19 protein-coding genes are annotated in these 18,874 nt (G+C 63.5%); 9 read left to right on the top strand and 10 right to left on the bottom strand.

The annotated features are described in order from the left end of the window. The first annotated feature begins 420 nt into the window (after positions 1–420). From LDO29_RS04000 to LDO29_RS04010, 3 genes are all read left to right on the top strand, one after another. On the top strand, positions 421–804 hold the full coding sequence (locus tag LDO29_RS04000; protein WP_224078502.1) for an NUDIX hydrolase: 384 nt from the start codon (positions 421–423) through the stop codon (positions 802–804). 497 nt (positions 805–1,301) lie between these two features. Beyond that, positions 1,302–1,463 carry a hypothetical protein gene (locus tag LDO29_RS04005; RefSeq protein ID WP_224078503.1) on the top strand — a complete coding sequence of 54 codons (162 nt, stop codon included), beginning with the start codon at positions 1,302–1,304 and terminating at the stop codon, positions 1,461–1,463. Positions 1,464–1,668: 205 nt separating this feature from the next. Continuing rightward, positions 1,669–2,754 (top strand): calcium:proton antiporter, encoded by a 1,086-nt coding sequence (locus LDO29_RS04010; protein WP_224078504.1) that lies wholly within the window; start codon positions 1,669–1,671, stop codon positions 2,752–2,754. A gap of 18 nt (positions 2,755–2,772) precedes the next feature. Here LDO29_RS04010 and LDO29_RS04015 read toward each other — a convergent pair whose 3' ends face one another. Together LDO29_RS04015 and LDO29_RS04020 are read right to left on the bottom strand one after the other, a co-directional pair. Continuing rightward, positions 2,773–3,891: a muconate/chloromuconate family cycloisomerase gene (locus LDO29_RS04015; protein ID WP_224078505.1), complete on the bottom strand. Its 1,119-nt coding sequence runs from the start codon at positions 3,889–3,891 to the stop codon at positions 2,773–2,775. A gap of 106 nt (positions 3,892–3,997) precedes the next feature. Continuing rightward, positions 3,998–4,915: a LysR family transcriptional regulator gene (locus tag LDO29_RS04020; RefSeq protein ID WP_224079102.1), complete on the bottom strand. Its 918-nt coding sequence runs from the start codon at positions 4,913–4,915 to the stop codon at positions 3,998–4,000. A 170-nt stretch (positions 4,916–5,085) separates the two neighbouring features. On the opposite strand from LDO29_RS04020, the gene catA reads away from it, so the two are divergent. From catA to LDO29_RS04045, 5 genes are all read left to right on the top strand, one after another. Further along, complete coding sequence (catA, locus tag LDO29_RS04025; RefSeq protein ID WP_224078506.1) at positions 5,086–6,009, top strand: catechol 1,2-dioxygenase; 924 nt, start codon at positions 5,086–5,088, stop codon at positions 6,007–6,009. An 86-nt stretch (positions 6,010–6,095) separates the two neighbouring features. Next, entirely contained in the window at positions 6,096–7,484 is a 1,389-nt protein-coding gene (benA, locus tag LDO29_RS04030; protein WP_224078507.1) for a benzoate 1,2-dioxygenase large subunit, read from the top strand. Then, a complete protein-coding gene (gene benB, locus LDO29_RS04035; RefSeq protein WP_224078508.1) occupies positions 7,481–7,972 on the top strand; it encodes a benzoate 1,2-dioxygenase small subunit in 492 nt (163 codons plus the stop codon). The genes benA and benB overlap by 4 nt, the downstream gene beginning before the upstream one ends. Positions 7,973–8,002: 30 nt before the next feature. After that, positions 8,003–9,022 (top strand): benzoate 1,2-dioxygenase electron transfer component BenC, encoded by a 1,020-nt coding sequence (gene benC, locus LDO29_RS04040; protein ID WP_224078509.1) that lies wholly within the window; start codon positions 8,003–8,005, stop codon positions 9,020–9,022. Between the two features lie 5 nt (positions 9,023–9,027). Beyond that, entirely contained in the window at positions 9,028–9,813 is a 786-nt protein-coding gene (locus tag LDO29_RS04045; RefSeq protein ID WP_224078510.1) for a 1,6-dihydroxycyclohexa-2,4-diene-1-carboxylate dehydrogenase, read from the top strand. Positions 9,814–10,266: 453 nt separating this feature from the next. On the opposite strand, the gene LDO29_RS28305 is transcribed toward LDO29_RS04045, so the two are convergent. The 7 genes from LDO29_RS28305 to LDO29_RS04080 form a co-directional block, all read right to left on the bottom strand. Next, a complete protein-coding gene (locus LDO29_RS28305; RefSeq protein WP_396022621.1) occupies positions 10,267–10,506 on the bottom strand; it encodes a porin in 240 nt (79 codons plus the stop codon). 173 nt (positions 10,507–10,679) lie between these two features. After that, positions 10,680–11,528 (bottom strand): TauD/TfdA dioxygenase family protein, encoded by an 849-nt coding sequence (locus LDO29_RS04055; protein WP_224078511.1) that lies wholly within the window; start codon positions 11,526–11,528, stop codon positions 10,680–10,682. A gap of 12 nt (positions 11,529–11,540) precedes the next feature. Next, the gene (locus LDO29_RS04060) at positions 11,541–12,521 is read right to left on the bottom strand and encodes a tripartite tricarboxylate transporter substrate binding protein (RefSeq protein WP_224078512.1); all 981 of its coding nucleotides are present in this window, start codon (positions 12,519–12,521) and stop codon (positions 11,541–11,543) included. Positions 12,522–12,668: 147 nt separating this feature from the next. Next, positions 12,669–13,640: a quinone oxidoreductase family protein gene (locus LDO29_RS04065; RefSeq protein ID WP_224078513.1), complete on the bottom strand. Its 972-nt coding sequence runs from the start codon at positions 13,638–13,640 to the stop codon at positions 12,669–12,671. A 64-nt stretch (positions 13,641–13,704) separates the two neighbouring features. Beyond that, entirely contained in the window at positions 13,705–14,451 is a 747-nt protein-coding gene (locus LDO29_RS04070) for an SDR family NAD(P)-dependent oxidoreductase (RefSeq protein ID WP_224078514.1), read from the bottom strand. Between the two features lie 107 nt (positions 14,452–14,558). Further along, positions 14,559–15,617 (bottom strand): BKACE family enzyme, encoded by a 1,059-nt coding sequence (locus LDO29_RS04075; protein WP_224078515.1) that lies wholly within the window; start codon positions 15,615–15,617, stop codon positions 14,559–14,561. 133 nt (positions 15,618–15,750) lie between these two features. Beyond that, positions 15,751–16,686 (bottom strand): BKACE family enzyme, encoded by a 936-nt coding sequence (locus LDO29_RS04080; RefSeq protein ID WP_224078516.1) that lies wholly within the window; start codon positions 16,684–16,686, stop codon positions 15,751–15,753. 162 nt (positions 16,687–16,848) lie between these two features. On the opposite strand from LDO29_RS04080, the gene LDO29_RS04085 reads away from it, so the two are divergent. Further along, entirely contained in the window at positions 16,849–17,859 is a 1,011-nt protein-coding gene (locus tag LDO29_RS04085; RefSeq protein WP_224079103.1) for an AraC family transcriptional regulator, read from the top strand. A gap of 210 nt (positions 17,860–18,069) precedes the next feature. Here the strand turns inward: LDO29_RS04085 and LDO29_RS04090 are convergent, their stop codons facing one another. Continuing rightward, positions 18,070–18,768: a Crp/Fnr family transcriptional regulator gene (locus LDO29_RS04090; RefSeq protein ID WP_224078517.1), complete on the bottom strand. Its 699-nt coding sequence runs from the start codon at positions 18,766–18,768 to the stop codon at positions 18,070–18,072. Positions 18,769–18,874 lie beyond the last annotated feature (106 nt).

Below are 18,874 nucleotides of genomic sequence, written 5' to 3' on the forward strand. Positions count from 1 at the left end.
ACACCGCCGGCACGCATGCCCGGACACCGCCGCGGCGCATCTGGGTTACACCGGCATGCGCTGTCGTTTCACAGCCTTTGCGTTGGCGCCGGCAGGCGTTGACCTGTGCGCGGTCAGGCACGGTTTCGCTGGATATTTCGGCGCGTCGTGGCATCAATGCATAGATTGGGGGCAGATGCCCAATGGCGACTCAAGATGCATGCCTGCCCGATGCCGCACACGGCGGTATCGGGCAGCAGAGACTGGCACGACAGATGCTGGGTGCCGATGCCGATTGACAGGCGCCGGCCGCAAGCGGGTACCATCGCATGCGCCCGTCATGGCGGGCGACACTGCGCCAGTGTTGCGAGGCAATGGACCGCTTCGAACGGCGCCACACGCGGCCAGCGACTCCGCCGCGCGTCACTGCAGGGAGCTGACATGCAACCGCTGAAGCCGAAAGTCAGGGCCACCATCGTCTGCATCCGACACGGCCGTGTCCTGCTCGTTTCGAAGGACGGAGTGCGATGGGCGCTGCCTGGGGGCCGCCCCGGCAAGCAGGAATCGCCCGAGGAAACGGCACGGCGCGAACTGCACCAGGAAACGGCCCTGGAAGCCAAGGCACTCGTGGGCGCCTTCCAGTTCATCGGCGCGACCACGGTACACCACGTGTTCACTGCCGCCATTGCCGCATCCGCGCGACCCAAGCCCGGTAATGAGATCAAGTGCCTGCAATGGCTCTCGCACGAGAAGCTTGGCGAAGTGGAGACAAGCACGACGACGCGGCAGATCGTGTCACAGTTTTTTCATGCCCATACGCCGTAGACGACCGTAGAGCGTGACACGCATGCAACAGTCGACGTCGCTTGTGGCAGCGCATGCAGCACGTTTCCACCCGCAAAGTGGCGTGTGAACGGTTCCCGCTCCGATGCGTGCCACCGACCGTGGCTGCGGCGCGACAATCGCCGCATTGACCCATTTGCGGCGATGGTTCGCGAGTACACTCGACGGCGGGGCGGTTAACGGGTACGCCCCAACCACTTCGAGCCCTCGACCACCCCGGCCGAGGGCTTTTTTGTTCCTGGTGGATTTCGCAGAATTGTCATTGGCCGGCGTTCTGTCGTTTTGGGGTGTTTGTGGCGAATCTGGCATATGCTGCCGGCCACGCGCCAGGCAACCGTAAAGACGTCATTCCCGTTCCTCTCTTCCCTGTTCCTCTCTATCAGCAGCCTTTCCCTACCTAAAGAGGGTGTCCGGCGTAACGAATGCTCCGCATACTGCCGCCCTCACCGGCCATCAGAGCCGAATACACAGGGTCAAGAATGCAGAACGTCGTCGCTTACGGCGCGTATTTCCTCGCCTGCCTGCTCGCCTTGCTGGCTGCCGCCCGCTGGATCTGCCGCAATGATCCTGCCTTGCGGGATTCCCTCACGCCACCGCCCAAGCACCCTGAAGACCGGGAGTCTTCCGCGCCGAAAGACTGAAGCGCACAAGAATCCGCCATCAATCACCACGAAATTCGCCCAATTTCGCGTAATTATCTGGAACTGATTTACTCTTCACTTGCCTTATCACTGCCGCCGCGGCTATCTGCCGCAGCGGATCCCCTTCTGCTTCGTGCCGGGCCTGCGCCCTGCACGTCTCTTGCCACCGCTCGGCGGCACCAAAACAAGAAAGGAAAAACAGGGAATGGCACTGACTTCCAACAAGCTGCCGGCGTGGACCGTGTGGGCACCGCTTGCCGCAGTGGCGATCCTCGCCGCCGGACTTGGCCTGCCCGGACAAAGCTGGCTGATCATGTTGATGGCGCCGGCACTGGCGGGCGCGGTATTCGCCGCAGTCCACCACGCCGAAGTCGTCGCGCACAAGGTCGGCGAACCGTTCGGCACGCTGGTGCTGGCCATTGCGGTGACTGTGATTGAAGTAGCGCTGATCGTCTCGGTGATGCTGTCATCGGGGCCGGAGAAGGCGGGACTCGCCCGGGACACGGTGTTCGCGGCCGTCATGCTGATCTGCAACGGGATTGTCGGGCTGTGCCTGTTCGTCGGCGGACTGCACCATCGTGAGCAGGCTTTCCAGGCGCCGGGCGCGAATGCCGCCATGGCGGTGCTGGCAGCCCTGCTCGTGCTGACCATGGTGCTGCCCAACTACACCAGCAGTTCGCCGGGCCCGGTGCTCACGCCGGCGCAACTCGGCTTTGCCGGCGTGATGTCGCTGCTGCTGTACGGCTCCTTCGTGTTCGTGCAGACCGTGCGCCACCGCGACTATTTCCTGGCCGAAGGCAATTCGGACGAAAGCGTGCACGCCCCGCCGCCGCCGGGCCGCGTGGCGGCCATCAGCGGGCTGCTGCTGGTGCTGTGCCTGGTGCTGGTGGTCGGCCTGGCCAAGCTGCTGTCGCCATCGGTGGAGGCCGCGGTGCTGCGTGCCGGCGCTCCCGCGGCGGTGGTCGGGATCATCATTGCGGCCATGGTGCTGTTGCCGGAAGGCCTGGCCGCATTGCGCGCCGCGCGCGCCGACCGCATCCAGACCAGCCTGAACCTCGCGCTGGGCTCGGCGCTGGCGAGCATCGGCCTGACCATTCCGTCAGTCGCCGCGGTCTTCATCTGGATCGGGCAACCGCTGGAGCTGGGCCTGGGACCGAAGGAAACGGTGCTGCTGATGCTGACGCTGATCGTGTCGTCGCTCACGCTGGGCAGGGGCCGCACCACCATCCTGCAGGGCGTGGTGCACCTGGTCATCCTGGCGGCCTACCTGTTCCTGTCGGTGGTGCCCTGAGCGGCCGCCAGGGCCGCGTCACGCGCGGCGGTAGTGCGCGAGCTTGTCCTCGTCGAGCGCAAGGCCCAACCCCGGGCCTTCGGGCAGGTGCAGGCTGAAGTCGCGGTATTCGGGCCGCCGCACGACTACGTCGTCCTTGAGCAGCAGCGGCCCGAACAGCTCCGTGCCCCATGCAAGCTGTGGCAGCGTGCAGAAGCCATGCGCCGCGGCGATGGTGCCTACGCTGCCCTCCAGCATCGTGCCGCCATACAGCGCGATGCCCGCGGCGTCGCCGACGGCCGCCGTGCGCAGCATGCCGAAGATGCCGCCCGACTTGGCGATCTTCAGCGCGAACACGTCGGCACCGCCGATGCGCGCGAGTTCCATCGCATCCTCGGGACCACACACGGCCTCGTCCGCCATGATCGGCACCACGAAGCGCGCCGCCAGCCGCGCCAGCGCCGTACGCTGTTCGCGCGGCGTGGGCTGCTCGATCAGGTCGATGCCCGCCGCTTCCAGCATGGCGATGCCGCCGGCGGCATCGGCCTCGTTCCAGGCCTGGTTGATGTCCACGGTCACACGGGCACGGTCGCCGAGCGCACGCTTGATCGCCGATACATGCGCCACGTCGTCGCGCACGCTGCGCCGGCCGATCTTGAGCTTGAACGTGTTGTGGCGGCGCTCGGCCAGCAGGCGCTCGGCTTCGTCGATGTCGCGCGCGGTATCGCCGCTGGCCAGCGTCCACAGCACCGGCAGCGTGGTGCGCACCGCGCCGCCGAGCAGCGTGGCCAGCGGCACGCCGAGACGCTTGCCCTGTGCATCGAGCAGCGCGGTTTCCAGCGCCGACTTCGCAAAGCGGTTGCCGCGCGCGACCTTGTTCAGGCGTGCCATCGCGGCGTGGACGTTGGTGGCATCCTCACCGGCCAGCGCGGGCGCCAGGTAGGTGTCGATGGCCAGCTTGATGCCTTCGGGACTTTCATCGCCATACGACAGCCCGCCGATGGTGGTGGCCTCGCCGATGCCCTCGATGCCGTCGCTGCAGCGCAGGCGCACGATCACCAGTGTTTGCTGCTGCATGGTGGCCATGGCCAGTTGATGGGCCCGGATGGTGGGCAGGTCGACCAGGATGGCCTCGATGGAAGAGATCGTCGCTTTCATACCTTCTCGATACAGTGAATGTCGTATGCGAAAGTATGGGAGCCTGTTTTTGCGCTGTCCAAGACCGATGATGTCTCGTCGCATACCTGTCAGGTATGCCTCGCGCTCACTCATGCCCGGGCGGGTTGTAGGGGATGCCCAGCTCTTCATACAGCTGGTAGATCATCGCCTGCATTTCGCGCAGATCCTGCGATTCGTCGAGCATGCGCATGCTCATGATGATCGGCGACACCAGGCTTGGATCGTCGAGTTCGACGTAGCTGACATCGTCGCGCTTGAGACCGTACACGCTGCTCGGCACAACGGAGACGCCCTCCCCCATTGCGACCAGCCCGAGCGCGATCTGCAGCTCGCGCACCTCGTGCAGCCGGCGCGGCTTCAACGCGCGGTCGTGGAAGGCAGCGAGCACCTGGTCGGCGAAGCTTGGCCGCGGCGCCTTCGGGAAGATGATCAGCGATTCCTCCACGAGGTCATGCAAGGACAACGTGGCATGGCCGGTGGCGAGATGGTGGCCAAGCGGCAGCGCCACGATCATGCGCTCCTCGCGCAGCACCACACGGCGCACGGCCGGGTCGTCGTGGCGGATACGGCCAAAGCCCACATCGATCCGCCCGTCCTTGAGGGCCTTGATCTGGTCCATGGTCGACATCTCGTGCAGGCTCATCTCGATGTCGGGGTGTTCGGTGCGAAAGCGCCGGATGATCCGCGGCAGCATGCCGTACAGCGTGGAGCCGACAAAGCCCACCGACATCTTGCGTTCGATCTTGGCCACGCGCCGCGTCATGGCCTCCAGCTCCGAGGTCTGCGCCAGCAGTTGCAGCGCGTGCGTGTAGAAGAAGCGCCCCGTGTCGGTCAGGCGGAGCGGGCGCGTGTTGCGCTCGAAGAGCTGCACGCCCAGCACCTCTTCAAGCTGCTGGATCTGCCGGCTCAGCGGCGGCTGCGCAATATGCAGGCGTTCGGCCGCGCGGGTGAAGTTGCGTTCCTCTGCCACAGCCACAAAGTAACGCAAGTGCCTCAATTCTATGGTCATACCTGACAGGTATAAAAAAGATACTAAATCAGTGTTGGACGCCTGAAATAGCCACAACTATGCTCCGTACCAAGTCGAACGGCAAGTCTTGATACCTCAAACGCATTATCTGACCAATCGTTCGATGCCATTGGATACAACGACAATTCCCCCGGAGCAGACACATGACGCACGCTGAGATCGAAGCACTGGTAAAGCAATTCATCGTCGATACCGCCACGCAGGGCACCCCCAACCCTCGCGTCCAGCAAGTGGTGCTGCGCCTGACCACCGACCTGTTCAAGGCCATCGAGGACCTGGACCTGAGCCAGAGCGAAGTGTGGAAGGGCATCGAATACCTGGCCGAGGCCGGCGCCACGCAAGAACTTGGCCTGCTTGCCGCGGGACTGGGACTGGAACGCTTCCTGGATGTCCGCGCCGATGAGGCCGACGCCAAGGCAGGCATCTCCGGCGGCACCCCGCGCACCATCGAAGGTCCGCTGTACGTGGCGGGCGCGCCGGAAAGCACGGGCTTCGCCCGCCTGGATGACGGCAGCGAAGACGGCAAAGGCGAAGTGCTGTTCATGCAGGGCACCGTCTACGATGACGCCGGCAAACCGCTTGCCGGCGCGAAGGTCGAGGTGTGGCACGCCAACTTGCTCGGCAACTACTCGTTCTTCGACAAGACCCAGTCTCACTTCAACCTGCGCCGCACCGTCATCACCGACGACAAGGGCCGCTACCAGTTCCGCAGCAATGTGCCGATGGGCTACGGCTGCCCGCCACAAGGCACCACGCAACGCCTGCTCGACCTGCTGGCCCGCCACGGCCGCCGGCCCGCGCACATCCACTTCTTCGTGTCGGCGCCGGGCCACCGCAAGCTGACCACGCAGATCAACATCGACGGCGACGAATACCTGTGGGACGACTTCGCCTTCGCCAGCCGTGAAGGCCTGGTGCCGGCCGTGACGCGCGTGAGCGACCCCGCAGCACTGGACAAGCATGGCGTGGACAAGCCGTTCGCCTCGATCGACTTCGATTTCCGCCTGAATGCCGAGCGCGACAACGCACCGCCGGCCGAAGTCGAACGCATCCGCGCCGCTGCCTGAGCCTGACGCCGCCAGGCGGCATCCACCGGGGACGGCCGCCCGGTTCCACCAACGGGCCGCAAGACACCGAATCAGGAGACGATTCCATGATCCCCATCCACGTGGACCGGGGCACGGCCCCCGCTCGCCCGCGCCTGTCGCTCGACCAGTTCCTCGTCGAGAACCATGAGACCGGCGACCACCGCCTGCACCGCAGCGCCTTCACTGACGAGGCCCTGTTCGAACTCGAGATGCAGCACATCTTCGAGGGCAACTGGATCTACCTGGCGCACGAAAGCCAGATCCCGAACAACAACGACTACTACACCACGCACATGGGCCGCCAGCCCGTGGTGATCGCACGCAACCGCCAGGGCGAGCTCAACGCCTTCATCAATGCGTGCAGCCACCGCGGCGCCATGCTGTGTCGGCACAAGCGCGGCAACAAGGCCACCTACACCTGCCCGTTCCACGGCTGGACCTTCAACAACAGCGGCAAGCTGCTCAAGGTGAAGGACCCCGAGGAAGCCGGCTACCCCGACTGCTTCAACAAGGAAGGCTCGCACGACCTGAAGAAGGTGAAGCGCTTCGAGAACTACCGCGGCTTCCTGTTTGGCAGCCTGAATGACGACGTGCTGCCGCTCAGGGAATTCCTCGGCGAGGCTGCACGCATCATCGATATGATCGCCGACCAGTCGCCTGACGGCCTGGAAGTGCTGCGCGGCTCGTCGACCTATACGTTCGAGGGCAACTGGAAGCTGCAGGCCGAGAATGGCGCCGACGGGTACCACGTCTCCGCCGTGCACTGGAACTACGCGGCCACCACCAACCACCGCAAGCAGCAGAACGAGCGCGAGGACAAGATCCGTGCCATGGACGCCGGCAAGTGGGGCAAGCAAGGCGGCGGCTTCTATGCGTTCGACCACGGCCACATGCTGCTGTGGACGCGCTGGGCCAACCCGGAAGACCGGCCCAACTTCAGCCGCCGCGCCGAATTCGCCGAGCGCTGCGGTGAAGAGACCGCGGACTGGATGATCCAGAACTCGCGCAACCTGTGCCTGTACCCGAACGTGTACCTGATGGACCAGTTCGGCTCGCAGATCCGCCTGCTGCGCCCGCTGTCGGTCGACAAGACCGAAGTCACCATCTATTGCATCGCGCCGAAGGGCGAGCCCGACGACGCACGGGCCCGCCGCATCCGCCAGTACGAAGACTTCTTCAACGTAAGCGGCATGGCCACGCCGGATGACCTGGAAGAATTCCGCGCCTGCCAGCAGGGTTACAACGGCAGCGCGCTGGCGTGGAACGACATGTGCCGCGGTGCGAAGCACTGGATCGAAGGCGCCGACGAAGCCGCGCAACGCATTGGGCTGAAGCCGGTCATGAGCGGTGTGCGCACCGAGGATGAAGGGCTCTACACCGTGCAGCACCGTTACTGGCTCGACGTCATGAAGAAAGCAATGGCCGAACAGGACAGCAACGGGAGCGCCGCATGAGCACCATTGACATTGCCGCCGTCGAGGCGTTCCTGTACCGCGAAAGCCGCCTGCTCGACGACGAGCAGTGGGATGAGTGGCTGACCTGCTACCACCCCGAAGCGCAGTTCTGGATGCCGTGCTGGGATGATGACGGCCACCTCATCACCGATCCGCAGCGCGAGATTTCGCTGATCTTCTACCCGAGCCGCCAGGGCCTGGAAGACCGCATCTTCCGCATCAAGACCGAGCGTTCGAGCGCCACGATCCCGGACACGCGCACAAGCCACAACCTCAGCAATGTGGAGATCATGGAACGCGACGGCGACAAGCTGACCGTGCGCTTCAACTGGCACACGCTGGCGCACCGCTACCAGACCAACTACAGCTACTTCGGCATGTCGCGCTACGTGATCGACTTCGCCGGCGGGCAACCGCAGATCCTGGACAAGTATGTCGTGCTGAAGAACGACTACATCAACCAGGTCATCGACATCTACCACATCTAAACAGAGTCCACTGCGCTGGAGGACAAGGCCATGGAACACACGATCGCACTGCAGTTCGAGGACGGCGTAACTCGCTTCATCACCTGCGGGGAAAACGAAACCCTCTCGGATGCCGCCTATCGCCAGAAGATCAACATCCCGCTGGATTGCCGCGACGGCGCCTGCGGCACCTGCCGCGGCCTGTGCGAATCGGGCAGCTATGACCTGCCGGAGTCCAGCTATATCGAAGATGCGCTGACCCCGGAGGAAGCCGCGCAAGGCTACGTGCTGGCCTGCCAGACGCGCCCCCGCTCGGACTGCGTGATCCGCGTGGCCGCTTCGTCGACGGCGTGCAAGACCGGCGTGACCAAATTCGAAGGCGCGATTGCCAGCGTGGACCGGCTGTCGGACTCCACCATCGGATTCTCGATCGACCTGGACAATGCCGGCGCACTGGACTTCCTGCCGGGCCAGTATGTCAATGTAGAGATCCCTGGCAGCGGCCTGACGCGCTCGTATTCGTTCAGCTCCGCACCGGGCGCGACGCGCACCGGCTTTGTGGTGCGCAACGTGCCGGATGGCCGCATGAGCAGCTACCTGACGAAGGATGCGCAACCCGGCCAGCGCATTGCGTTCTCCGGCCCCTACGGCAGCTTCTACCTGCGGCCGGTGCAGCGTCCGGTGCTGCTGCTCGCCGGCGGTACGGGCATCGCGCCGTTCCTGTCGATGCTCGACGTGCTTTCCGCGAACGGGAATCCGCATCCGGTACGCATGGTGTATGGCGTCACCAACGATATCGACCTGGTCGAACTGCCGCGCATCGACGGCGCAGCACAGAGCCTCAGCGGCTTTGAGTACCGGACCTGCGTCGCAAGCGCCGAAAGCGACCACGCGCGCAAAGGCTACGTGACGCAGCACGTGGAGCCTGAATGGCTTAACGGTGGCGATGTCGACATCTATCTTTGCGGCCCGGTGGCGATGGTGGATGCCGTGCGCAACTGGCTCAAGGACAGCGGTGTGGAGCCGGCCGGGTTCTACTACGAAAAATTCTCGGCCAGCAGCGCGGCCTGATTGTCATGACCACTCGCAACCGCTTTGAAGGAAAAATCGTCCTCATCACCGGCGCCGCCCAGGGCATCGGCCGCGGCGTAGCACTGCGCGCCGCCGCGGAAGGCGCCACGCTTGTGCTGGCGGACCGTTCGGATCTGGTTCACGAAGTGGTGGCCGAAATCACCGCGCAGGACAGGCGCGCGACGGCCGTGATCGTGGACCTGGAAACCTATGCCGGTGCAAAAGCCATGGTCAACGCCGCGCTGTCGGCCCACGGCCGCGTGGACGTGCTCATCAACAACGTCGGCGGCACGATCTGGGCCAAGCCCTTCCAGCACTATGAGGAAGACCAGATCGAGGCCGAGATCCGACGCTCACTGTTCCCGACGCTGTGGAGCTGCCGTGCAGTGCTGCCCGGCATGGTGGAACGGCGCCAGGGGGCGATCGTCAATGTGTCGTCGATCGCCACGCGCAGTATCTACCGCGTGCCATACGCAGCGGCCAAGGGTGGCGTCAACGCGCTGACGGCAAGCCTGGCGTTCGAGCACGCAGGCGAAGGCATCCGCGTCAACGCCGTAGCCACAGGCGGCACCGAAGCCCCGCCGCGCCGCATTCCGCGCAATACGGCAGCGCAGACGCAGCAGGAAGCCGAGTGGTACCAGGGCATCGTCGATCAGACCATCGCCACGAGCCTGATGCACCGCTATGGCACCATCGACGAGCAGGTCGGCGCGATCCTGTTCCTGGCGTCGAACGAGGCGTCGTACATCACCGGAACCGTACTGCCCGTGGGCGGTGGGGATCAAGGATAAATAGCTTGTCCTGCGTTGGGCAACTTCAGTCGTTGCCCGCGCTGCCCTGCCAGTGGTGCTGCGGCGCCCTGGCATTTTTTTCATCACCGGTTTCCGGGGGAAGTTGATAGTCCTCCGCCAGCTACGGGCGCGCGCCTCCGCACTTGAAAGCAGGCCCCGGTCCGCGCGATTGGCCGCGCTTGCCGCATAGACCACCCTGCGTGCATGCGTGATGCCAAGCGGCTCGAACCCGTTGGCCGGATTGAACACCACTGATTGACGGTGGCCTCGTCTTCGGCTGAAGGCACCGACGAAATCTCGAGCTCCCCGATCACGACTGTCGGAGCCTCCAGCGAGTACTTGAAGGCTGCATCGTTACACTTCACCACCGAGCCCCAGAACTTCTCCGTCGTGAGGCTCGCCACCGTGTGCAACTTCGTCGCTTGGAACAGGATGCGAACGGAGCGTGCCGCCTCAACAGGTCCGAGCTTGCGCCCGAACACGTCCGCCGTCGTTTTTTCGATCAATCCCGCAAGTCCTCCCTCGATCTGTGAGACGAGCACATTTGAAGCCGTTGGCCGCCGACGGCACGACGCCGACCTTGTTGACGTACTCGATGTTGACGTCGGCCACGCCGTACAACGTTACGCTGGATTGTGCCTGGGCGGCACCACATGTCATCGCGGCAGCCAGGGCAAGAATCGCTTTTTTCATCTACTCCCATCCTCCATGGTTCAACGTTTTCCTTTGATTGTTTTCAGGCACAGTCACCGCGACTTCCGACGCCCGGCGTGCCCACTACTACAAGGGGGACGTTGCAATCCGCCCCCCCCCTTTGGCCAACGATCACCAGCCCGGCCCCCGGTACGCGAGCAAGCCCGCCCTGATCAGAAAGGACGGTCTCCGACGATCGTTGCGCGGTCCATCCTCCGGTGGCACGGCGGATAGTCCATGACGGCGTAATGCTGGGTCGACCGGTTGTCCCAGATGGCCACACTGTTCTTCTTCCAGCGCCAGCGAACCTGGTGTTCGGGGATATACGCTTGCGTGACCAGGTAGCGCAGCAGGTCGGCGCCGCCAGGGTTGTAGTCCTGCCCGAAGCGCACGCGCGCCGGCGTGTGGAAGTTGGTGAAGTGCGTGGTAAACCCGTTGACGAACAGCACCTTCTCGCCAGTCTCAGGGTGGGTCCGCACCACAGGGTGCTCGGCGTCAGGGAACTGGCTCTTCAACGCCAGACGCTTTTCGATCGGCATGGCGGCGCCAAAGCTCGCCTCGATACTGTGACGCGCCCGAAGGTCGGCGATCTGCTCCTTGACGTGGGCAGGCAGGTTCTCGTACGCCAACACCATGTTGGCCCACATGGTGTCGCCCCCGACGGGCGGGCACTCCCAGCACCGCAGGACGGCGCCAAGCGGCGGCGCTTCGCGCCAGGTCGAATCGGTGTGCCAGGCGTTCTCGTAACGGTCCGGCGGATTGGCGGGCGTCTTGTAGATCTGCACCAACCCCGGATTCTCCGGGTCGCTACCCGTCACGGGGTGATCCTCCAGGTCTCCGAAGCGCCGCGCAAACGCCACGTGCTGGGCAGCTGTGATGTCCTGGTCGCGCAGGAACAGGACGCGGTGCTTGAGCAGCGCTTCGCGGATGCCGGCGAACAGGCCGTCATCATGGATCGCATCGGCCAGGCTGACCCCAATGAGTTCTGCGCCGATTGCGCACGTAAGTTGTTCAACTCGCATGGTCGATCCGTGTCATTCTGGCTGGATCCTGAAGGTCTTCACGATGCCGGCATTCCGATCGAAGTCGGCGCGCAGGTCGTGGCCGAGCTGGGAAAGGCCTTGTGGCTCCAGCGGCTCGAACCCAAGCGCCGAAATCCGCTCCTTCATGCCCGCTTTCGAGACGGCCTTGTAGACGGCCGCCTGAATCTTCTCGGTGAGGTCTGCCGGCAGCCTGGACGACACGAACACGCCGGTCCAGTTGCTGAAGTCAACCTCCGGAAAACCCTGTTCCGCGAACGTCGGCACCTGCGGCAGCATCGGTGACCGCTGCTTCGCTGCCACCGCATAGGCTTTCAGCTTGCCTGCCTTGAGATACGGCAGTGAAGTCACCATGCCGTCATACATCACGGCGATCTGCCCGCCCATCACCTGCGTCAGTGCCGGCGGCGACCCCGGGAACGGAACGTTCTGGAGGTCCATGCCGGCCTTCTGGTTCATGATCATGCCGGCATACTGCGACGCCGTGCCCGGGCCATAGGTCGCGAAGCTCAGGGCACCCGGATGCGCCTTCACATAGCTGATCAGCCCCGGCAGGTCCTTCGCCGGCAGGCTGGGCGCACCGACGAGCAGCAGCGTTGACCTGGCCACGGCCGCAACCGGCTTTACGTCCTTCATCGGATCGTAGGGCACCTTCATTACGTGCGGGATCTCCGCAAACACGTTGGTCGCCGACACCAGGATGGTCTGCCCGTCGGGCGGCGCCGCCAGCATTGCGCCGACGGCGATGGCGCCCCCAGCTCCTGGCTTGTTGTCGACGATCACCGGTCGTCCCAGGTCTGCCGTGAGCTGTTCGGACAGCATGCGGGCCATCACATCCATCGTGCCGCCGGCAGGCGCGGGCACCAGCACCCGCACCGGCTTGTCGGTCCACGCCATGGCGGCAGGCATCGCAAGCGCCAGGATCGTCGCGGCGACGACGCGGCGCATGCGCAGGAAGGCAGGTCTATTCGACATCTCTAGTCTCCGCTTTGGAACTTCTGGCAATGTGCACTTGCCTTGTTGGAAGCAGCTGCCGTCCGGCAACCTGGACAGGCCAGGTGAGCGAAACGGCTGCCCGGTGGATTGCGAAACTGCCGCAATCGCCTGAAAAGTAGCCTCGCCTTACGGCACCAGTACCGTTGCGCCGCTCGTCTGCCTGTTCTCCAGGGCGCGATGGGCCTGCGCGGCGTCTTCCAGCGCGAACGACTGCTTCGGCTCGCTGGTGATCTTTCCAGCCATCACCATGTCGAACACCTCGTTGGCCATGGCAAGCATGTGCGAGCGCGGCGTGGCGTAGTGCACCATGGCCGGACGCGTGACCCAGAGCGAGCCCTTCGCCGCTAGCGTGCGGCTGTCGATCTCGACGGGACCCGAAGTCGTGCCGTTGCTGACCAGCGTGCCGCGCACCTGCAGGCAGGACAGCGAGGCATCCAGCGTGGACTTGCCGACCGAATCGAACACCACCGGGACCTTCTTGCCGTCGGTGATCTCCATCACGCGGTCAACGATGTTCTCGCGCGAGGTGACGATCACGTGCGAGCAGCCGTTGGCCCTGGCAAGCTCCGCCTTCTCGTCGGTGCTGACCGTGCCGATCATGTTCACGCCGAGCGCGCGTGCCCACTGGCAGGCGATCAGGCCCACGCCGCCGGCCGCGGCGTGATAGAGGATGGTCTCGCCGCCCTTGAGCGGGTAGACCTGGCGGAACAGGTACTGCGCCGTCATGCCCTTCATGATGAGCGTGGAGGCGGTGCGGTCCGAGACACCGTCCGGCAGTGGAATCAGCCACTCGGCAGGCATGACGCGCACGTCCGAGTAGGCGCCCTGCGGGCCGAGCAGGTAGCCCACGCGGTCGCCCACGCGGATGTCGGTGACGCCGGGGCCCACGGCCTCGACCACGCCCACGGCGTCAGAGCCCAGGCCGTTGGGCAGGTCCAGCGGATAGTGGCCGGTGCGGAAATAGATGTCGATGAAGTTGACGGCGATGTACGTGTGCCTCACGCGCGCCTGGCCGGGGCCAGGATCGCCGACCTCCACGGACTCGAACTTGAGGACATCAGCGCTGCCCGTCTCGTAAAACCGAATTGCCTTTGCCATGACTTGTCTCCTGAAACACTGTATGCATTGCGTCTGAGCGCACTTGGTGCCGGCGTGCCGGCGACTACATGGCTGTCTTGCCGCCATTGACTGCGAGAATCTGACCTGTGATGTACCTGGAACGCGCGGAGGCCAGGAACACGATGGCGTCGGCGACCTCCTCCGGGGTCCCGATGCGGCCCGCCGGGATACTCGCGGCAACTGCCGCAACCTTTTCAGCGCCTCCCGCAATGCGGTCCAGCATTCCGGTCTCGATCGGGCCAGGCGCAACCGCATTCACCCGCACATTGGATCTGGCCGCATCGAGTGCCGCAGCCTTGGTCAGGCCCTCGATCGCGTGCTTGCTGGCCACGTACATCGGATTCTGTGCATTGCCGCGGCTTCCCATCGTCGAGGAGAGATTGATCACAACGCCCTCCTTCTGCTCCAGCATGACGCGCAACTCGTGCTTCATGCTCAGGAACGTCCCAAGGACATTGGCGTCGAAGGTCGCTGCATAGGATTCAACGGTCTGGTCAACGATCGACCCTGGCGTGCCTTCAGTCCCTGCACTGTTCACCGCGACATCGAGCCGTCCAAAGCGGGTGACCGTGTGCTCGACGAGTTGACGGACCTGCTCCTCATGAACGACATCAGCGGCCACGAACTCGGCCTCGGCACCCAGTTCCCGCAGTTGAGACACCAGTGCAGCGCCTGCAGCGGCATTGCGGCCGGAGCAAACCAGCCGTGCCCCATCACGGCCAAATGCCAGCGCGGTGGCGCGGCCAATTCCAGATGTGGCGCCTGTAACAAGAACGACGGTATGGGTCATAAAACTTCCTTATGAGAATCAGGACAGAAAAAATCGATCCGGTGGCAGCGCTTCAGGCTGGAGCCCACACGACAACCGGACCGATTTCCTGGCTACGCCGTGCCGGCTCAGGCTGCGTTGCGCAGCGGCACGTTCTTGACACCAGGCTTGCGGTTCGGGGTCATGCCGTTGGCGGCCAGGGTTTCATCGACATCGTTGTACCAGGTGCCGATGCGGTAAATTTCCCGCGCCTCCTTGCCATTGGCGATTTCGCGGCCAAGTTCGTTGGCGATACGCACGGTCTGCTGAATCTGCTGCACCGAGGTGAAGCGATTGCCGTGCTGATCGATCAGGGTATCCTCAATGCCGCAGCGCACGTGCATACCCATTGCCAGCGCCATCGTGTTCCACGGCAGTACGTTCTTGAACAACGACTCTGAGGTGATGGTGCAGCCATCCGGTGCACGCTGGATGAAGTCGAACAGGTTGTACGGATGCGGTCCATGGTGGCCGCCACCGATGCCGATGCAGGTCAGGTTCAGTGGCCCTTTGTAGAGGCCCCTGCGCACCATGCGGTCCAGCGTTTCGAGCGCATGCATGCCGACCAACTGAAAGTGCGGCTGGATGCCGGCTTCCTGCAGGCGGCGCAGGTGCTCTTCCGCCCAGGCCGGGCCGGCCGGAACAATCATTTCACGGTACGCGTCGTAGACGGCCGGGTTGGCCATGTGCGTGCTCTCGTAGAATTCCGGGTAGATCAACTCCATGATGTTCATCTGGATGGTGTTGAGGGCTACCGTCACCTGGTCCGGCTTGGGGTCGAGGTCCGCGAGCGCGTGACGCGTGTCATCATCCAGCCACTTCGCGGCCTGGCCTTCATCCTCCGGTGCGAACGAGATCGAGCCGCCGACCTGGATGATCATGTCCGGCACCGCCTTGCGCACGCCGGCGATCAATTCGTTGAACATGGACAGGCGCTTGGAACCCTTGCCATCCGGTTCACGCACGTGCAGGTGCAGCACGCTGGCGCCGGCCTCATAGCAATCCACCGCCTTCTGGATTTGCTCTTCCATGGTCACAGGGATGTCTTCCGGGAAATCTTCCGGCATCCACTCCGGGCCGTACGGGGCCACGGTGATTACCACCCTGTCCATGTTCTCCGGGTGCAGCGAATCATCCAGGAATTGCATTTCTATCTCCTTGATAGGGAATTCAGCTCTCGGCGCCGCAACGAATTATTGAGGTCGAACCGGGCATCAATTGATTCAGGTGGTGTGTCGCAAAAGGACGCGCTCGTGGGTTAAGGGTCGTAAATTGAAGAGATCAGAATGCAACAGCATTCCTGCCCTTCAACTGCAGCATGTCGCGCGTCTCATCCGGCGTGGCCACCTCCAGATTCAGGGATTTGAGGATCCCGACGATGCGCTTGACCTGGTCGGCGTTGCTGGCCGAAAGCCGGCCCGGACCATCCCAAAGCGAATCCTCCAGGCCCACGCGGACATTTCCACCCATCGCAGCCGCCATGGAAGCGATCGGCATCTGGCTGCGGCCCGCGCCGAGCACGGACCAGTAGTAGTCCTTGCCAAACAGCCGTTCGGCGGTGCGGCGCATATGCATGACATCATCGGGATGCGTGCCGATGCCGCCGAGCAAGCCGAACACGGACTGAATGAAGAACGGCGGCTTGAGGATGCCCCGATCAATGAAATGCGCCGCCGTGTAGAGATGGCTGGTGTCGTAGCATTCGATCTCGAAGCGAGTCCCGTTGCCGGCACACGATTCCAGGATGTAGCGAATTTCCTTGAACGTGTTGCGGAAGACGCGGTCTTCCGAGCCTTCGAGGTAAGGACGTTCCCAGTCGTACTTGAACTCCTTGTGCCTGCCGAGCATCGGGTACAAGCCGAAGTTCATCGACCCCATGTTCAGCGACGCGACTTCGGGCTTGAGTTGCAGCGCCGGTTGCAGTCGTTCCTCGACGAGCATGTTTGGGGCGCCGCCGGTGGTGAGGTTGATGATGACGTCGGTACGCGCGGCAATCTCCGGCAGGAATTCGCGGAACAGTGCGGGATCCTGCGACGGCTGGCCATTCTCCGGCTTGCGTGCGTGCAGATGGACGATCGAGGCGCCCGCTTGGGCCGCACCGATTGCCTCGCGGGCAATCTCTTCCGCAGTGATGGGCAGATAGGGGGACATCGTTGGCGTGTGAATGCCGCCCGTTACGGCGCAGGTGACTATGACCTTGTTCTGAGGGGCTGCCATGGGGTTCCGTCTGTCGTCGAATTACGGGATCAGTCTAGTAATCCCAGGTCGACCGTTGCCTCTCTTTTCACGACATTCATGTCTCATTTCGTGACAGAATGTCGAGGCATTCGGGTTTCCACGGAGCGAACGAATCGGGCTATACCCGGTGAAGGAGAAGTAATGAGCACATTGATTCGCACTGGCGTGCTGACCCACTATTTCAAGGTCGCGCAGCAATTGGGCCTTGAACCGCGGCCGTTGCTGCGCAAGCTGGGGTTGAGCAGCGAGAAGCTTGCGGACCCGGAACACTGGATTTCCGGAAGTGCTGCCGTGACCTTGCTGGAAGCCTCAGCACGACTCACGCAATGCCCGACGTTCGGGCTGCGTATGGCCGACCTGTGGCAGCTGTCCGACCTCGGGGTCGTCAGCGTGTTGCTCACGCATCAGAAGACGCTGCGCGACGCGCTTGGAACCATGATTCAGTACCGGCACCTGATGAACGAGTTCCTGGTGATCCGTATCGAGGAGACTGGCAGGAAGGTCATCGTGCGGGAGGACGTCGTCGCGGATGAAGCCGGGCCGACCGTGCAGTCAGTCGAGCTGGCGCTGGGCACACTGACACGCATGTGCAGCACACTGATCGGCACGTCCTGGCATCCCCTCAGCGTCCATTTCACTCATGACGCTCCCGATGATCTGCGGCTGCACCGCCGCATCTTCGGAGGGAAGCTGGAGTTTGCAAGCGCCTTCAATGGCTTGATCTGCCGCGCTGCCGACCTGGACTTGCCCAACCCGATTGCCGACCCCGTCATGGCACGCCATGCGCAACGCCTGCTTGCAGGCCTGCCGGGAGCCAACGAGCCGTCGATTGTGCTCGAGGTCCGCAAGGCCATCTATCTGATGCTTCCGGCACGGCGCGCGACGATCGAGCAGGTTGCTCAGGGCCTGGGGATGAACGTGCGTACACTACAGCGCCAACTCGAAGGCGCTGGAAAGGTCTTCTCGGACATGGTCAATGGCGTACGGCGCGATCTCGTTACCCACTATATGGACAACAGAAGTCACTCGCTTGGACGCATTGCCGAATCGCTTGGCTACTCCGCTTATGGCTCGTTCGTCCGTTGGTTCACGGCGCAGTTCGGCATGACGCCGACGCAGTGGCGCAGCACCAAGCCAGCAAATATAAGGTAAGCCGCGCCGCCTCTTTTCTGCAATGGATAGCAAGCTTCGGACATGCGATCTGACTCGGTTGCTCGGGCCGTATCTGCCATCCGCTATCGATGGATTCGGCCACTCAAGCGGCTGCTGTTATCAAAAAGGAGACTTCCACGGAAATCCGGCATGGCGACGCTCGACCGCCAGCAAGCTCGCAATGTGCCATCCCCTCAGCGAGGCGAGGCACTACGAACCTTTCCTCGGGCGGCGCTTAAGCTGCTCGCGCGGGATCTCGATTCGCCCGCGCGACAGGGCAATGGCTCCCGTTGCTTCGAGCCGGTTCAATTCGAGACCTACGCGATAGCGTGATCCACCGACCGATCTCGCAAGATCCGCCTGTGTCACCTCGACACAAACTGTGGCAGTGCCGTTCTGCCGGGACTGCATCGCCAGTTGAACCAAGCGAGCCCACACCTTGTCCGCCAGGGACTCGAAGGCCTGCGTTCCGAACATTTCCAGCACGTTGTTCAGCCTGCTGCTAAGCAGCATGGTGATGGCCAATGCTGTCGTCGAATCGCGCCCGATATGCTCGAGGAGTCGCTCCCGTTGAATGTGCAGGACTTCGCTCTGGCAATTGGCGACGATGTTGAAGTTGAATGGCTGGTTGGCGATCACGGGAGCCAATGCGCCAACCATGCCGGGTTCGAGCCAGGCCAGGATGTTCTCGTTGCCGGCCGAGTCACTATTCGAGATGCGCAAAAGTCCTTTCTGCACGGCGAGGATCGATTCGGGATGATCACCCGCCCAATGCAGGACCTGGCCCCGCCTCCATTGCCGCAGGACTCCGATTTCGCGCAAAGCGCGAAGGGAATGCTCGGGCAAGACCTCCAGGCTGTTGATATTTGGCGACGAGCGCGTGGAAAGCGGCCTGGCGGGTACTTTCATGTCCGGCTCCGTCTAGGGGAAGGTACCAGGGTGATTTGCCACCCAGGTGGCATTTCTCACATGATACCTCGGCTAGATTCGGCCTCATCCCATCGCCAGGAAGCGC

It is taken from the genome of Cupriavidus laharis, from assembly GCF_914271435.1.
In the GTDB taxonomy this organism is placed as follows: Bacteria; Pseudomonadota; Gammaproteobacteria; order Burkholderiales; family Burkholderiaceae; genus Cupriavidus; species Cupriavidus laharis.